General features: G+C 71.4%; 14 protein-coding genes. 6 read left to right on the plus strand and 8 right to left on the minus strand.

Annotation, left to right across the window (positions count from 1 at the left end; genetic code table 11):
• The first annotated feature begins 14 nt into the window (after positions 1–14).
• Both LRP67_RS14280 and LRP67_RS14285 read left to right on the plus strand, forming a co-directional pair.
• Positions 15–1,142 (plus strand): SPFH domain-containing protein, encoded by a 1,128-nt coding sequence (locus tag LRP67_RS14280; RefSeq protein WP_231270830.1) that lies wholly within the window; start codon positions 15–17, stop codon positions 1,140–1,142.
• A 3-nt stretch (positions 1,143–1,145) separates the two neighbouring features.
• On the plus strand, positions 1,146–1,910 hold the full coding sequence (locus tag LRP67_RS14285; protein WP_231270831.1) for a sulfite exporter TauE/SafE family protein: 765 nt from the start codon (positions 1,146–1,148) through the stop codon (positions 1,908–1,910).
• 11 nt (positions 1,911–1,921) lie between these two features.
• On the opposite strand, the gene LRP67_RS14290 is transcribed toward LRP67_RS14285, so the two are convergent.
• The 7 genes from LRP67_RS14290 to LRP67_RS14320 all read right to left on the minus strand — a co-directional run bounded on the left by LRP67_RS14290 (position 1,922) and on the right by LRP67_RS14320 (position 8,357).
• Positions 1,922–2,284, minus strand: a complete 363-nt coding sequence (locus tag LRP67_RS14290; RefSeq protein WP_231270832.1) for a hypothetical protein — start codon at positions 2,282–2,284, stop codon at positions 1,922–1,924.
• 26 nt (positions 2,285–2,310) lie between these two features.
• Entirely contained in the window at positions 2,311–3,285 is a 975-nt protein-coding gene (locus LRP67_RS14295) for an alpha/beta hydrolase (protein WP_231270833.1), read from the minus strand.
• A 12-nt stretch (positions 3,286–3,297) separates the two neighbouring features.
• Positions 3,298–4,014 carry a gamma-glutamyl-gamma-aminobutyrate hydrolase family protein gene (locus LRP67_RS14300; protein WP_231270834.1) on the minus strand — a complete coding sequence of 239 codons (717 nt, stop codon included), beginning with the start codon at positions 4,012–4,014 and terminating at the stop codon, positions 3,298–3,300.
• Position 4,015: 1 nt separating this feature from the next.
• Positions 4,016–4,795 (minus strand): 3-oxoacyl-ACP reductase, encoded by a 780-nt coding sequence (locus LRP67_RS14305; protein WP_231270835.1) that lies wholly within the window; start codon positions 4,793–4,795, stop codon positions 4,016–4,018.
• An 85-nt stretch (positions 4,796–4,880) separates the two neighbouring features.
• Positions 4,881–6,239 carry an aldehyde dehydrogenase gene (locus tag LRP67_RS14310; protein ID WP_231270836.1) on the minus strand — a complete coding sequence of 453 codons (1,359 nt, stop codon included), beginning with the start codon at positions 6,237–6,239 and terminating at the stop codon, positions 4,881–4,883.
• A complete protein-coding gene (locus tag LRP67_RS14315; RefSeq protein WP_269211576.1) occupies positions 6,239–7,615 on the minus strand; it encodes a glutamine synthetase family protein in 1,377 nt (458 codons plus the stop codon). Before LRP67_RS14315 ends, LRP67_RS14310 begins: the two co-directional genes overlap by 1 nt.
• A gap of 7 nt (positions 7,616–7,622) precedes the next feature.
• Entirely contained in the window at positions 7,623–8,357 is a 735-nt protein-coding gene (locus LRP67_RS14320) for a FadR/GntR family transcriptional regulator (protein WP_231270837.1), read from the minus strand.
• Between the two features lie 150 nt (positions 8,358–8,507).
• Here LRP67_RS14320 and LRP67_RS14325 point away from each other — a divergent pair, with 150 nt between their 5' ends.
• The 4 genes from LRP67_RS14325 (at position 8,508) to LRP67_RS21915 (ending at position 14,712) form a co-directional block, all read left to right on the plus strand.
• On the plus strand, positions 8,508–10,106 hold the full coding sequence (locus LRP67_RS14325) for an amino acid permease (protein ID WP_231270838.1): 1,599 nt from the start codon (positions 8,508–8,510) through the stop codon (positions 10,104–10,106).
• Positions 10,106–11,020, plus strand: coding sequence for a phosphotransferase (locus LRP67_RS14330; RefSeq protein WP_231270839.1), 915 nt, complete (start codon positions 10,106–10,108; stop codon positions 11,018–11,020). The genes LRP67_RS14325 and LRP67_RS14330 overlap by 1 nt, the downstream gene beginning before the upstream one ends.
• The gene (locus tag LRP67_RS14335; protein ID WP_231270840.1) at positions 11,013–13,436 is read left to right on the plus strand and encodes an FAD-dependent oxidoreductase; all 2,424 of its coding nucleotides are present in this window, start codon (positions 11,013–11,015) and stop codon (positions 13,434–13,436) included. Before LRP67_RS14330 ends, LRP67_RS14335 begins: the two co-directional genes overlap by 8 nt.
• Positions 13,437–13,605: 169 nt before the next feature.
• Entirely contained in the window at positions 13,606–14,712 is a 1,107-nt protein-coding gene (locus LRP67_RS21915) for a PP2C family protein-serine/threonine phosphatase (protein WP_231270841.1), read from the plus strand.
• Here LRP67_RS21915 and LRP67_RS14345 read toward each other — a convergent pair.
• Positions 14,675–15,637, minus strand: a complete 963-nt coding sequence (locus LRP67_RS14345; RefSeq protein ID WP_231270842.1) for an ATP-binding cassette domain-containing protein — start codon at positions 15,635–15,637, stop codon at positions 14,675–14,677. The two genes, LRP67_RS21915 and LRP67_RS14345, sit on opposite strands and share 38 nt — an antisense overlap.

Genomic DNA, 15,637 nt, shown 5'->3' on the forward strand with positions numbered 1-15,637 from the left:
CCAAGGAGAACCCCATGGTCGCCCTGATCCTGCTGGGACTGCTGTTCCTGTTCGTGATCGTCCTGCTCGCCAAGACCGTTCGGATCGTGCCGCAGGCGCGGGCGGGCGTGGTGGAGCGGTTCGGCAAGTACAAGGAGACGCTGTCCGCCGGCCTCAACGTCGTTGTGCCGTTCATCGACAAGGTGCGCTACCTCATCGACCTGCGCGAGCAGGTCGTGAGCTTCCCGCCGCAGCCGGTCATCACCCAGGACAACCTGGTGGTCTCCATCGACACCGTCATCTACTTCCAGGTCACCGACCCGATCGCGGCGACCTACGAGATCGCCAACTACATCCAGGCCGTCGAGCAGCTCACGATGACCACGCTGCGCAACATCGTGGGCGGCATGGACCTCGAGGCCACGCTCACCAGCCGCGACGAGATCAACACCCGCCTGCGCGGGGTGCTCGACGAGGCCACCGGCAAGTGGGGCATCCGGGTCAATCGGGTCGAGCTCAAGGGCATCGACCCGCCGCCCTCCATCAAGGACTCGATGGAGAAGCAGATGCGCGCCGACCGCGACAAGCGGGCCCAGATCCTCACCGCGGAGGGCGGCCGCCAGGCCGCGATCCTCACCGCGGAGGGTGAGAAGCAGGCCTCGATCCTCTCCGCCGAGGGTGACCGCGAGTCGCTGATCCTGCGTGCCCAGGCCGACCGGGAGTCGTCGATCCTTCGCGCCCAGGGCGAGGGCCAGGCCATCCAGACCGTCTTCCAGGCGATCCACGACGGCAACCCCGACCAGTCGCTGCTGGCCTACCAGTACCTCACGATGATGCCCAAGCTGGCCGAGGGCAGCTCCAACAAGCTCTGGATCGTGCCGAGCGAGATCGGCAAGGCGCTCGAGGGTCTGGGCTCGACGATGACCGAGATGGCCGGCATCCCGCGCGAGACCGAGGGCCCGCGGACCCGGGTCGACATGGGCAGCACGGAGCCGGCGGAGCTCGCCGGCAGTGGCGCGCTGGCGGCGTCCGAGCGGGGCCGCACGAGCAAGGCCGTCGAGGACGCCATCGCCGAGGCCAAGGCTGCCGCCAACCCGACCAAGCCGATCGGCGCCGTGCCGCCGGCCGGGGACGACGCGCCACCACCGCCCCCCGTCTCGTAGTCGGTGCCGCTCCTCGAGGCTGCGGCCATCCTGCTCGCCGGGGTCGCGGCCGGCACGATCAACACCGTCGTCGGGTCGGGGACCCTGATCACGTTCCCGACCCTGCTGGCGTTCGGGGTCCCGCCGGTCACGGCCAACGTGTCCAACAACATCGGCCTGGTGCCGGGCTCGGTGTCGGGGGCCATCGGCTACCGGCGCGAGCTCGCCGGACAGCGCTCGCGGGTGCTGAGGCTGTTGTCGGGCTCCCTCATCGGCGGCGCCACGGGCGCGGTGCTGCTGCTGGTGCTGCCCGAGGACGCCTTCTCCGCCATCGTGCCGGTGCTGATCCTGCTCGGGGTGGTGCTGGTGATCTTCCAGCCGCGGCTCTCCGCCTGGGTCGCGGGCCGCAGCGAGGCGCGCGGCGACACCGGCCGTGACGGCGCCTGGTGGGTGTGGCCGGCGGTGCTCCTGACCGGGGTGTACGGCGGCTACTTCGGCGCCGCCCAGGGCGTGCTGCTGATGGCGGTCCTCGGGATCGGGGTCGCCGAGCACCTGCAGCGGCTCAACGCCGTGAAGAACGTGCTCGCCGCCGGCGTCAACGGGGTCGCCGGGCTGCTGTTCGCCTTCGTGGCCGACGTCGACTGGCTGATCGTCGCCCTGATCGGCGCGGGCTCCGTCGTGGGAGGCGTGCTCGGGGCGAGCGTCGGCCGCCGGCTGCCGCCGCTGGTACTGCGCGCCATCATCGTGATCGTCGGGCTGGTGGCGCTGTGCGCGCTGCTGCTGACCTGAGGATCGCGCCGCTACGCGGTGAGCGTCTTGCGCTTCTTGACGCGCAGTCCCGCCAGCCCGGACAGCAGGGCGCCGGTGGCGACTGCCATGAGGCCGTAGCCGGTCTGCTTGGGCAGGTGGCCGGCCTGGATGGCGGCGTACGCCGTGCCGGCGTCGGCGCCGTCGACGGCCATGCCGACGAGGACCAGGTTGCGCCGGGCGCTGCCGGAGGCGACCAGGGTCAGGGCGCCGAGCGCGATCTCGCGCGAGCCGAACCACTGGGTGAGCAGCGGCGAGGGCGTCTGGCCCATCGAGGAGGCGACGAGGTCGGGCTTGGCGAGCGAGGCGACGCCGACGGCGATGCGGCCGAGGGCGAGACCGGTGACGGAGTTCATGCGGGTGACCCTAGCGGCTGCGCAGGTCAGAGCAGCGAGCGCGACGGGGGAGCGACGTAGGTGGTGAGCCAGCGGCCGAGCTCCTCATAGACGCGGGCGCGCGGCTCGGCCCGCGAGAGCACGACGTCGTGACGGGCACCGGGGACGGCGACGTAGGTGACGTGGGTACCGACCGCGGTGGACCAGCGGCGGATCTGGCGCACGTCGAGGACGATGTCGGTGCTGTGCACGTCCTCGCCCATCGCCTGCGGCTGTGAGGAGCGGTCCGAGGACAGCACCAGCACCGGGCAGCGCAGGTCGAGGCCGCGCTGGAGACGGGCGTGCCCCTCGCGTACGGCGCGCAGCCAGCCGGCGTAGACCGAGAACGACATCATCGGCTTCCACGCCAGGTCGAAGTCCCACTCGCCCTCGTGCTGGGCGTGCAGGCTGCGGGCGTAGAGCCCGGAGACCGCCCGCCTGATCTCGCGCATCGGCTGGCGCGCGCCGACCCGCTTGATGATGGGCGTGCCGACCAGCCGCGCGGCGGCGCTGCCCTGCAGGTCCAGCCAGGGGGAGTTGAGCACCACAGCGGCGAGCTGGGTCGGACGCCGTCGGTCCAGCCACAGTGGGAGGATCAGCCCGCCGGTGGAGTGGGCGGAGGCCACGACCTGCGTGTGCCCGTCGCGGGCGGTGATCCGGTGCCACGCCTCGGCCAGCTCCTCGTCGTACTCGCGCAGGTCGGCGACGTAGTTAGGGGTCTGGTGCGGCAGCAGCGAGCGTCCGTACTTGCGCAGGTCGAGCGCGTAGAAGTCGTAGCCGCGCTCGAGCCACCACACGGCGTACTCGGTCTGGAAGAAGTAGTCGGCGAAGCCGTGCACGTGGAGCACGGCGCCGCGGCTGGCGACCGGCGCCCGTCGGCTGACCAGGGTCGCCACCACCTCGCCCTCGTCATCGGGGCGCAGCGTGAGGGTCTCCGCCACCCAGGGCTCACCGAGGACGTCGGGGATGGGCTCCAGCGTCATGCCCGCAGTCTGTCAGGCCCGGTGCGCAGCGTACGACGAGGCCGCGCGCACCAGCCCGGCGAGCAACCCGACGTCGGCCGCGGTCTCCGGGTGCCACTGCACGGCGACACAGAACCGGTCGCCCGGCGCCTCCATGGCCTCCACGGTGCCGTCATCGGCGTGGGCGACGGCGGCGAAGCCGGGATGCGAGCGCACGGACTGGTGGTGGTGGCAGCTGACCGCCAGGTGCTCGCCCACCAACCCCGCGAGCCGGGAGCCCGGCGTCGTGGCGACGGACACCGCGCCGAACTCGTCCCCGCCGGGGGAGTGCCGCTCGTCGCCGACGAGGTCCGGCGTGTGCTGGTCGAGCGCACCGCCCGCGTGGACGGCCATCAGCTGCATCCCCCGGCACACGCCGAGGACGGGCAGGCCGGCCGCCTCGGCAGCGTCGAGGAGCGCCACCTCCCAGGCGTCGCGGTCCGGTCGCCACGCGGCCGTGCGCGGGTGCGGCTCGGCGCCGTAGCGCGCCGGATCGACGTCCGCGCCGCCGGAGACCACGAGCCCGTCGAGGCGGGCCACCACCTCGTCGGCGGCACCGGCGACCGCGACCGGCGGCAGCAGGACGGGCAGGCCGCCGGTGGCGGCGACGGCCTCGGCGTACTGCGTGGGCAGCAGGTCGGCGCGCTGGCGCCACACCCCCCAGGCCGCCTGCTCCCGGTAGGTGGTCAGGCCGATGACGGGCGCGGCCATGTCAGAGCGGGGTGACGTAGGCGCCGGAGATGCCGCCGTCCACCAGGAACGTGTTGGCGGTCATGAAGGAGGAGTCGTCCGAGGCCAGGAACAGCACGGCCGAGGCCATCTCCTCCGGCTCGCCGAAGCGCCCCATGGGCACGTGCACCAGGCGGCGCGCGGCACGCTCGGCGTCCTTGGCGAACAGGTCCTGCAGCAGCGGAGTGTTGACCGGGCCGGGGCACAGTGCGTTGACGCGGACGCCCTGGCGGGCGAACTGCACGCCGAGCTCGCGGGTCATCGACAGCACGCCGCCCTTCGATGCGGAGTAGGAGATCTGCGACGTGGCCGCACCCATCACGGCCACGAACGAGGCCGTGTTGATGATCGACCCCTTGCCCTGCTCGAGCATGTAGGGCAGCGCCGCCTTGCAGCACAGGTACACGCTGGTCAGGTTGACCTCCTGCACCTTGCGCCAGGCGTCCAGCTCGGTGTCGAGGATCGAGTCGTCCTCGGGCGGGGAGATGCCGGCGTTGTTGAAGGCGATGTCGACCGAGCCGTAGGTCTGCTTGGCCGTGCGGAACAGCGCGTCGACCTGCTCCTTGTCGGTGACGTCGACGTGGACGTACGCAGCGACTCGTTCCCCGCCGAGCGAGTCGACGAGCTTCTCGCCTCGCTCGTCGTCGATGTCGCCGATGACGACCTTGGCGCCCTCCTCGACGAAGCGCTGCACGGTCGCCAGGCCGATGCCCGAGCAGCCGCCGGTGATGACGGCGACCCGGTCCTGGATGCGTCCTGCCATGGTGATGAGGTTCCTTTCGGTTCCGGTGTCTCGACGGGCGCTCGCGCCTTGGCGGCCCTCGCTGCTCGACCACCGGGGATGGGGGTCAGTGTGCGATGAAGACGTTCTTCTCCTCGGTGAACGCCGCAGGGGCGTCCGGGCCGAGCTCGCGGCCGAGGCCGGACTGCTTGTAGCCGCCGAACGGCGTCCAGTAGCGGACCGCGGAGTGGGAGTTGACGCTGAGGTTGCCGCTCTCGACGGCGCGGGCCACGCGCAGGCCGCGGGCGAGGTCGCGGGTGTAGATCGACCCGGACAGGCCGTACTCGGTGTCGTTGGCCAGCGCCACGGCGTCAGCCTCGTCGTCGAAGGGCATGACGGCGACGACCGGCCCGAAGACCTCCTCGCGCCAGATGCGGGCCTCGGCGTCCTCGGTGGTGACCACGCTCGGGGGCACCCAGAAGCCGTCACCTCCGGGGGTGTTCCCGGCGAAGGCCACCTCGACCTCGTCCAGGAAGCCGCGCACGGTCGCCCGCTGCTGCGCGGAGATCAGCGGACCCATCTCGCTGGCCTCGTCGCTCGGGTCGAGCACCCGCATCCCGGTCACGGCCGGCTCGAGCTTGTCGAGGAACTCGTCGTAGACCGAGCGCTGGACGAGGATCCGCGAGCGGGCGCAGCAGTCCTGGCCGGCGTTGTCGAAGACGGCGTACGGCGCCGTGGCTGCGGCCGCGTCGATGTCGGCGTCGGCGAAGACGATGTTGGAGCTCTTGCCGCCGAGCTCGAGGGTCAGGCGCTTCACCTGGTCGGCGCAGCCGGCCATGATCTGCTTGCCCACCGCCGTCGAGCCGGTGAAGACGATCTTGCGCACGAGCGGGTGGGTCACGAGCCGCTCGCCGACCACCGAGCCCTTGCCCGGGATGATGGTGAGCACGTGCTCCGGCAGGCCGGCCTCAAGGGCGAGCTCGCCCAGGCGGATGGCGGTCAGCGGCGTGAGCTCGGCGGGCTTCAGGACCACGGTGTTGCCGGCCGCCAGCGCCGGCGCGAAGCCCCAGCCCGCGATCGGCATCGGGAAGTTCCACGGCACGATCACGCCCACGACGCCCAGCGGCTCGCGGAAGGTCAGGTCGACCCCGCCCGGCACCGGGATCTGCCGGCCGAAGAGACGCTCGGGGGCGGCGGAGTAGTAGTTGAGGCAGTCGCGGACGTTGCCCGCCTCCCAGCGGGCGTTGCCCCAGGTGTGGCCGGCGTTGCGGACCTCGAGCTCGGCCAGCTCCTCCACGTGAGCGTCGACCACCGACGCGAAGCGCCGCAGGAGCCTGGCGCGCTCCCCGGGCGCGAGGTCGCGCCAGCCGCCGACGAACGCCTCCTGGGCGGCCTCGATCGCCGCATCGGTCTCCTCGACCGAGGCCAGGTGGACCTCGGTCACCGGCGTCGCGGTGGCGGGGTTGATGACGGTGTAGGAGCTCATTACAGCCTTTCGAAGCCGCGTCGCAGCTCCCAGTCGGTCACGGCCGCGCCGAAGGAGGCGAGCTCCACGTCGGCCATGTTGGTGTAGTGGTCCACGACCTCGTCACCGAACGCGGCGCGCGCGATGGCCGAGGAGGTGAAGGCCTCGCGTGCCGCGGCCATGGTCGAGGGCACCTTGGGGCGCCCGGAGGTGTAGGCGTTGCCGACCAGCGGCTCCTCCAGCTCCAGCCGGTGCTCGATGCCGTGCAGGCCGCCGGCCAGCATGGCGGCCAGCGCGAGGTAGGGGTTGGCGTCGGCGCCCGGCACGCGGTTCTCCATGCGCGCTGTGGGTCCGCGCCCGACCAGCCGCACCGCACACGTGCGGTTGTCCAGACCCCAGGCGATCGTGGTGGGGGCGAACGAGCCGTCGGCGAAGCGCTTGTAGGAGTTGATGTTCGGGGCGAACATCAACGTGAAGTCCGAGACCGTCGCGAGCACGCCGGCCACGAAGTGGTCGTACAGCGGCGTGCGCTCACCCTTGTCCTCGTCCCAGAACACCAGCGACCCGTCGGTCCCGCGCAGCGACAGGTGGATGTGACACGAGCTGCCCTCGCGCTCGTCGTACTTGGCCATGAAGGTGATCGCCTGGCCCTGCTGGGCGGCGATCTCCTTCGCGGCGTTCTTGTAGACCGCGTGGTTGTCCGCGGTCGTCAGTGCGTCGGCGTAGAGGAAGCCGATCTCGTGCTGGCCGAGGTTGCACTCGCCCTTGGCGCCCTCGACGTCGATCCCGGCGGCGTACATGTGGTTGCGGATCGAGCGCAGCAGAGGCTCGACGCGGCTGGTGCCGAGGATCGAGTAGTCGACGTTGTACTGGTTCACCGGCGTCAGGTCGCGGTAGCCGGACGCCCACGCGGCCTCGTACGTCGTGTCGAAGGCGATGAACTCCAGCTCGGTGCCGGCGAGCGCCGTCCACCCCTGCTCCGCGCAGCGCTCCAGCTGGCGGGCCAGGATCGCGCGGGGGGACTGCACGACCGGGGCGTGGTCGGCCCACGCCAGGTCGCACTGCACCATCGCGGTCCCGTCGAGGTGCGTGAGCAGTCGGATCGTCCGCTCGTCCATGACGAACTCCATGTCGCCGTAGCCCTTCTCCCACGAGGACATGGCATAGCCGTCGACGGTGTTCATGTCGACGTCGACGGCGAGCAGGTAGTTGCAGCCCTCGGTGCCGTGGGCCACCACGTGCTCGGCGAAGTAGTGCCCGTGCAGGCGCTTGCCCTGCAGGCGCCCCTGCATGTCGGTGAAGGCGACGATCACGGTGTCGACCCTGCCGTCGCGGATCCGGTCGAGCAGGTGCTGCATGCTCAGGTGGCGCTCGTTTCGCAGCTCGGTGGTCGTCATGGGGCTCCTATCCCAGCAGGCCGCGCAGCAGCGCGGCTGTGTCGTCGCAGTGGTGCTCCATGGCCCGGCGGGCCCGGTCGGGGCTGCCCGCGAGGATCGCCCGCACGACCGTCGCGTGCTGGCGGTCGGAGTGGGCGATGTTGGCGTCCAGCACCGGGATCGCCAGCAGCATCTCGTGCAGGGTGGCCTGGACCGAGGTCACGGCCTCGATCAGCCGCGGGGACTCGCTCAGCGCGGCGACCGTCAGGTGGAACCGGCTGTCGGCCTGCCGGTGCGCGGCCGCACGATCGGCCCCGGCGACCTCGGCATGGGCCTGCTCCAGCCGCTCCCGCCGTACGGCGGTCAGCTCGCGCTGGGCGGCGAGCGCGGCCGCGCCCGGCTCGACGACGCGTCGGTACTCCAGTGCGTCCAGCCAGTCGCGTCGCTTGGTTGGGGCGATTCGCGCCGCGGCGCGGGCGGACGGAGTCCGGGGCTTGAGGGTGACGACGGTGCCGCCGCCGCGCCCGCGCGTGGTCTGGACCAGCCCGGCCTCGCGCAACGCGGCCATGCCCTCGCGCAGCGTGGCCCGGGAGACGCGCAGCCGCTCGGCCAGCTCGCGCTCCGGCGGGAGGGTCGAGCCGAGCGGGTAGACACCGAGCCGGATGGCGGTGCCCAGCTGCTCCACGCACGCCTCGAAGGCATGGTGGCCCCGCACCGGCCGTAGCACCGCCTCAGGCAGGTGTTGCGCGGGGGAGGCGGCCATGGACGTCATCCTTCGTTCGGGTGCACGGCAGTGTCAATCGGCCGCAAGACAATGGTCTGAGTTCAGACCAAATTATTGCAGAGCCATTTACACCCCTGAACACCCCGGTCTACGTTCCCTCCAACGACGCCACATCCTTGAGAGGTGCGTATGCCCGAAGCACACGAGCCCGTCCCCGAGCACCACGCCGCCACCAAGCTGAGCGCCGACGAGGAGCACCTCGCCCGACTCGGGTACTCGCAGGAGCTGAACCGCAGCTGGTCCGGCTTCTCCAACTTCGCCATCTCCTTCTCGATCATCTCGATCCTTGCCGGCTGCTTCACCAACTACGCCGCGGGATTCAACAACGGCGGCCCGATCTCGATCTCGTGGTCCTGGCCGATCCTCGGCATCTTCATCCTGATCATCGGGTTCACGATGTCGGAGCTGGTCTCGGCCTACCCGACGTCCGGCGGGATCTACTGGTGGGCCGCCAAGCTGGGCGGCGCCCGCGCCGGCTTCTTCACCGGCTGGCTCAACCTCATCGGCCTGATCGCCGTGACCGCGGGCGTCTCCTACGGCTGCGCGACGTTCATCGACCTGACCCTCGACACCGTCTCGGACGGGTGGGCGGAGAGCTCGGGCCTCGGAACGATCTTCATCATCTTCGTGGTGGTGCTGGTGCTGGCCTCGGTGCTCAACATCTTCAGCAGCCACCTCATGGCGGTGCTCAACAACATCTCGGTGTGGTGGCACGTGGCGGGCGCCCTCATCATCGTGCTGATCCTGGTGATCGTTCCCGACTCCCACCAGAGCCCGGGCTACGTCTTCACCGAGACGTTCAACAACTCCGGCTGGTTCGACGGCAGCACCAGCGCATTCGGCTTCTTCGCGGTCGTCATCCCGTTCGGCTTCCTGCTCACGCAGTACACGATCACCGGCTTCGACGCCTCCGCCCACCTCTCCGAGGAGACGGAGTCGGCATCGAACGCGGCCGCGCGCGGCATCTGGCAGTCGATCCTCTACTCCGTGATCGGCGGTTACATCCTCCTGCTCGCGGTGACCTTCGCGATCCCCGACGGGGTGGACGGCAACCCCGCGAACGCGGAGGTCGGGCTGGGGGGCGTGGCGTACATCTTCAACACCGCCCTCGGCCAGAACTGGGCCGGTCTTGTGCTGTTCATCTCGGCGGCCGCCCAGTTCTTCTGCGCCACCGCCTGCATGACGTCGGCGTCGCGGATGACCTTCGCGTTCGCCCGCGACAACGGGATCCCAGGCTCGAGACGGTGGGCGGCGCTCAGCGCTAACAGGGTTCCGGCCAACGCGGTGATGTTCGTGGCGATCACGGCCGCCCTGGTGACCCTCCCGGCGCTCAAGAGCATCAACGGCATTCCCACCGCGTTCTTCGCTGTCACCTCCATCGCGGTCATCGGCCTGTACTTCGCCTTCGCGATCCCGATCTGGCTGCGGTGGCGCATCGGCGACGACTTCGAGCTCGGGTCGTGGAACAACGGCGCCAAGTACAAGTGGATGAACATCGTGGCCGTGGTCGAGATCGTGGTCGTGTGCCTGTTCTTGATGCTGCCCACGGTCCCGGCCGGCGCGCCGTGGCGCGACGAGTTCACGTGGGCATCGGTCAACTACGCGCCGATCGTCACGATCGGAGCGCTCGTCGCCCTGGCCGTCTGGTGGACGGTCTCGGCCAGGCACTGGTTCACCGGCCCCAAGACGACCATCGACAAGGCCGTCGTCGAGGTCTTCGACGAGTAGTGACCCTGTCCCAGCTCGACAGCGACCTGGACCGCCTCGCCTGCCTGGCGGGGCGGTCCCGTCGGGTCTCCGAGCTGCCGGGCGGGCTGACCAACCACAACGTGCGGGTGCGCACCGGCGACGGAGGCGACTACGTGGTGCGCTGCTCGACCGGCGACGTGGGCCTGCTCGGCATCGACCGGGACGCCGAGCACCACAACACGATGCGGGCCGCCCAGGCAGGGGTGGGCGCTCCGGTCGTGGAGTACCGGCCGGACCTGCGGATGCTGGTGATCGAGCACCTGCCCGGAGCGGTGCTCGACAACGGCTCGTTCACCGACGAGCGGGTGCTCGGACGTGCGGCGCAGGCGGTGCGGGCCCTGCACGCCGGCCCGCGCTTCGACGGCGACTTCGACATGTTCGCCCGCCAGGCGACGTACCTGGCGACGGTGAAGTCGAGCGGCTTCCGGCTGCCGTCGTCCTACGACGACCTGGCCGAGGACTGGGAGACCGTACGGCGAGCGCTCGCCGCCGCCCCTCGGCCGACCGTGCCGTGCAACAACGACCTGCTCGCGGCCAACTTCATCGACGACGGCACCCGGGTGTGGCTCATCGACTACGAGTACTCCGGCAACAACGACGCCGCCTTCGAGCTCGGCAACACCGCCACCGAGTGCGACTTCGACGCCGACCTCGTCGAGGCGTGGACGGCCGCCTACTTCGGTGACCCGACGCCGGCCGACCTGGCGCGGGTGCGGGTCCAGGCGCTGTGCTCGGCCTACGGCTGGTCGCTGTGGGGCTTCATCCAGGCCGCGACGAGCCCGCTCGACTTCGACTTCTTCGCGTGGGGCGCGCAGCGGCTGGACAAGGCCGCCGCCGTCTTCCGCGGCCCCGACCTGCCACGTCTGCTGGAGAAGGTGGCTGGCGGTGGCTGACCTGCCTGAGCGATCGCGCGTGGTCATCGTGGGCGGCGGCGTGATCGGCACCTCGGTCGCCTACCACCTGGCGAGGCTGGGCTGGACCGACGTGCTGCTGCTCGAGCAGGGCCACCTGTCCGGTGGCACGACCTGGCATGCGGCCGGTCTGGTGGGGCCGCTGCGGGCCTCGGAGAGCGGCACCCGGCTGGTGCAGTACTCGGCGGAGCTGTACGCCTCGCTCGAGGAGGAGACCGGGCTCGCCACGGGCTACCGCAACACCGGCGGGGTGATCGTCGCGCGCACCGAGGACCGGATGACCCAGTTGAGGCGCACGGCCGCCAACGCGACGGCGTACGACATGGACTGCGAGCTGGTGTCGCCCGAGCGCGCCCAGGAGCTGTGGCCGGCCATGCGCGTGGACGACCTGCTCGGGGCCATCTGGCTCCCGGGTGACGGCAAGGTCAACCCGACCGACCTCACGCAGGCGCTGGCCAAGGGCGCCCGGCAGCGCGGCGCGCGGATCCTCGAGCAGGTCCGGGTCACCGGCTTCGAGCTGGTAGAGGGCCCGCGGCGCCCGCGGGTCACGGGCGTCCGGACCGACCACGGGGTCGTCGAGGCCGAGGTCGTGGTCAACTGCGCCGGTCAGTGGGCGAAGGCGCTGGGCGACCTCGCCGGCGTCACCGTGCCGCTGCACTCCGCTGAGCACTTCTACGTCGTGACCGAGGCCGTCGAGGGCTGCCACCCCGACCTGCCGATCATGCGCGACCCCGACGGGTGGACCTACTTCAAGGAGGAGGTCGGCGGGCTGGTCGTCGGTGGCTTCGAACCCGAGGCCAAGCCCTGGCGCTCACCCTCGGACCTGCCGTACCCGTTCGAGTTCCAGCTGCTCGAGGAGGACTGGGAGCACTTCTCGGTCCTCATGGACGAGGCGGTGCGCCGGGTGCCGGCGCTCGCCGAGACCGGGGTCCGCAAGTTCTACAACGGACCGGAGTCGTTCACACCCGACAACCAGTTCCTGCTCGGGGAGACCCCCGAGGTCGCCGGGCTCTTCGTCGGAGCCGGCTTCAACTCGGTGGGCATCGCGTCGGCCGGAGGCGCCGGGCGGGCGCTGGCCGAGTGGATCGTGGAGGGCGAGCCGACCAGCGACCTGACGGCGGTCGACGTGCGTCGCTTCGCGCCGTTCCACGCAGACGAGACGTGGCTGCGCTCGCGGGTCGTGGAGGTGCTCGGCCTGCACTATGCCGTGCCGTGGCCCAACCGCGAGCTGCAGTCCGGCCGGCCGCAGCGGACCTCGCCCCTGCACGAGGTGCTGGCCTCGTCCGGTGCCGTGTTCGGCACCCGCATGGGCTGGGAGCGCCCGCTCGTGTTCGGCCCCGCGTCGCTCGACTACGCCTGGGGCAAGCCCGACTGGCTGGCCGCGTCGGCGGTCGAGCAGCGGGCGACGCGCACGGCGGTCGCGGTGTTCGACCAGACCTCCTTCAGCAAGTACGTCGTGGACGGCCCGGACGCGCTCGCGGGGCTGCAGTGGGTCTGCGCGGCCGACGTGGACGTCCCGGTGGGCTGCTGCGTCTACACGCCGTTCCTCAACGCGCGAGGGACCTACGAGGCCGACCTGACGGTGACCCGGACGGGGGAGGCGTCGTTCCTCCTCGTGTCCAGCTCGGCCACGACCGTGCGCGACCTCGACTGGCTGCGGCGGCAGGTGCCGGAGGGGCTCGACGTGCGGGTGCGCGACGTGACCGACGACCACGCCGTCCTCGGCGTCATGGGGCCCGCGTCGCGCGACCTGCTCGGGACGCTCACTGACGCCGACCTGTCCGAGGACGACTTCCCGTTCGCCACGAGCCGTGAGGTCATGGTCGCCGGTGCCTCCGTGCGTGCCACCCGGATGACCTACGTCGGGGAGCTCGGCTGGGAGCTGATGGTGCCGGTGGCCGAGGCGGTGGGCGTGCACGCGGCGCTGCGTGCCGGCGGCGCGGTCGACGCGGGCTACTACGCGATCGAGTCGCTGCGGCTGGAGAAGGGCTACCGCGCGTTCGGCCGGGAGCTCACCCCGGACCTCACCCCCGTCGAGGCCGGGCTGGTGTTCGCGACCGCGCTGAAGGGTGACAAGGACTTCCTGGGGCGGACGGCGCTCGCCGCGCACCGCGCGGCGCTGGCCGAGGGCGGCGCGCGACGCCGGGTGGTGTCGTTCGTGGTCCCGGACCCTGAGCCGATGCTGTGGGGTGGCGAGCTCGTGCTGCTCGACGGCTCGCCGGTCGGTCAGGTGACCAGCGCCTCGTGGGGGGAGACTGTCGGCGGGAGCATCGGGCTGGCGCTGCTGCGCCACGACGGCCCGGTCACCTCGGACTGGCTCGGATCCGGGAGCTGGCGGGTCGACGTGGGCGGGGACCAGTTCCCGCTCACCGTGTCGCTGCAGGCTCCGATGCGGTAGAGGATGCCATGTCGTTCTATGTCTCGGCTGACGCGTACGGGCGGTTCGTGGGCCGCTTCTCGGAGCCGCTCGCGCGCGGTTTCGCCGAGCTACCCGGGGCTTCGGCGAATCATCGCAGGTGAGAGGCCCGGGACCACTAGCCTGCCGATGTGAGCTGGGGGCGACGATCGTGACGAACGTCGCCTCGCGCTACCTGCGCGACCGCGTGCGCCGCTGGCGCACGGGCTCGACCGAGGGGCAGCGCGAGGTCCTGGGCGTGCTGATGGCCCTGGTGGCGGTGTCGTTCGTGATCTCGCTGACCGACTACAACGCGCTGCCGCTCACGTCGTACTTCGTCTGGCTGATCGTCGGCATGCTGCTGCTGCGCTTCTGGTTCCTGGCCGTGATGACGACCTGGACCGCCTGTGCCGCCGTCACCGCGATGCTGCTGGAGGGGCCGGTCGACGGCCCCCGGACCGCGGCGCTGATCACGATGGGCGTCGCGGTGGCGTTGATCCTCTACCAGTCCAGCCGTCAGCGCAGCGGCCTCCCGTCGCCGCTCAGCGAGGCCCTGCTGTCGGAGCTCAAGGACCGGCTCCAGTCGCAGAGCGCCCTCCCCCCGATGCCGGAGGGGTGGCACGCCGAGACCGCGATGATTGCCTCCGACGGGGTCGGGTACGCCGGGGACTTCCTCGTCGCGGACCTCGCCGACGACCGCCGCCGCCTGGAGCTCGTCCTGGTCGACGTGTGCGGCAAGGGCCTCGGGGCCGGGCCGCAGGCGCTGCAGTTCGCCGGTGCGCTCGGTGGCCTGATCGGCTCTCTGCCCCCGGGCGACCTCATGCAGGCGGCCAATCGGTTCCTGCTCCGGCGCGGCCTCGACGACTCGTTCGCCACGGCGGTACACGTGGTCCTCGACCTCCACGACGGCCGCTACTCGGTCACCAGCGCGGGACACCCGCCGGCGCTGCGCTGGGACACGGCCGCGGACGTGTGGCACATCGACAACGCGCGGGGGATGGCGATCGGGATCGAGCCCGATCCCGAGCTGACGGTCAGCGAGGGCGTCCTCGGCGTCGGCGACGCCCTCCTCTTCTACACCGACGGGGTGATCGAGTCGCCCATCAGCGACCTGGACTCCGGGATCGACTGGCTGCGCCGTGTCGCCCGCGACGCCATCCGTGACGGCGGCCCCGTCGGCTCGGCCCGTCGCATGATCGATCGGGTCGAGCGCGGCGACGACGACCGCGCGGTGCTGGTGCTCAGCCGGACCGGGGGGCCGAGTACAGCTCGCGGATGACCTCCTCGATGTCGGGCTCCTGGATCGAGAGGTCCGCGACGTCGTACGACGAGGCCAGCGCGGCCACGATCGGGGCGGCGCTGGCGCCCGCGGGGAAGCTCAACCACTGCCGGGGCCCCTCCACCCGGCGCGTCACGGCGCCCGCCACCTCGATCGGCGGCGCCTCGTCGGCCAGGTCGACCACGACCGTCCGGCGCGAGCCGCCGCGCTCGTGCAGCCCCGGCAGCGTGCCGTCGTAGACCAGGGTGCCGCGGTCGATGACGATCACCCGGTCGCAGAGCGCCTCGATGTCCTGCAGGTCGTGGGTGGTGAGCATCAAGGTGGTGCCGCGGTCGCGGTTGAGCGCGCGCAGGAACTCGCGCAGTCGGCCCTTGCTCACCACGTCGAGGCCGATCGTAGGCTCGTCGAGGTAGAGGATCTCGGGGTCGTGCAGGAGCGCCGCCACGATGTCGCCGCGCATCCGCTGGCCGAGACTGAGCTGGCGCACGGGGGTGTCCAGGAGGTCGCGCAGGTCGAGCAGCTCGAGGAACTCCTCGAGGTTGGCGCGGTGGCGCGCCGGGTCGGTCCGGTAGATCTTCTGCAGCAGGTCGAAGGAGTCGCGGAGCGGGAGGTCCCACCACAGCGAGGTGCGCTGCCCGAAGACGACCCCGATCCGCCGGGCCAGCGCCGTGCGGTGGCGGCTCGGGTCGACGCCGGCGACCGAGATCCGCCCGCTGGTGGGCACCAGGATCCCGGTGAGCATCTTGATGGTCGTGGACTTCCCGGCGCCGTTGGCCCCGATGTAGCCGACCATCTCGCCGGCGTCGATGCCGAAGGTCAGGTCGTGGACGGCCTCGACCTCGGTGCGCTGCTTGCGGCGCGCGCCCTCGACGCGGCGGCGCACGGTGAAGGTGCGACGCAGGTCGGTCACCTCGATCAGCGACAT

It is taken from the genome of Nocardioides sp. cx-169, from assembly GCF_021083605.1.
Classification (GTDB): domain Bacteria; phylum Actinomycetota; class Actinomycetes; order Propionibacteriales; family Nocardioidaceae; genus Nocardioides.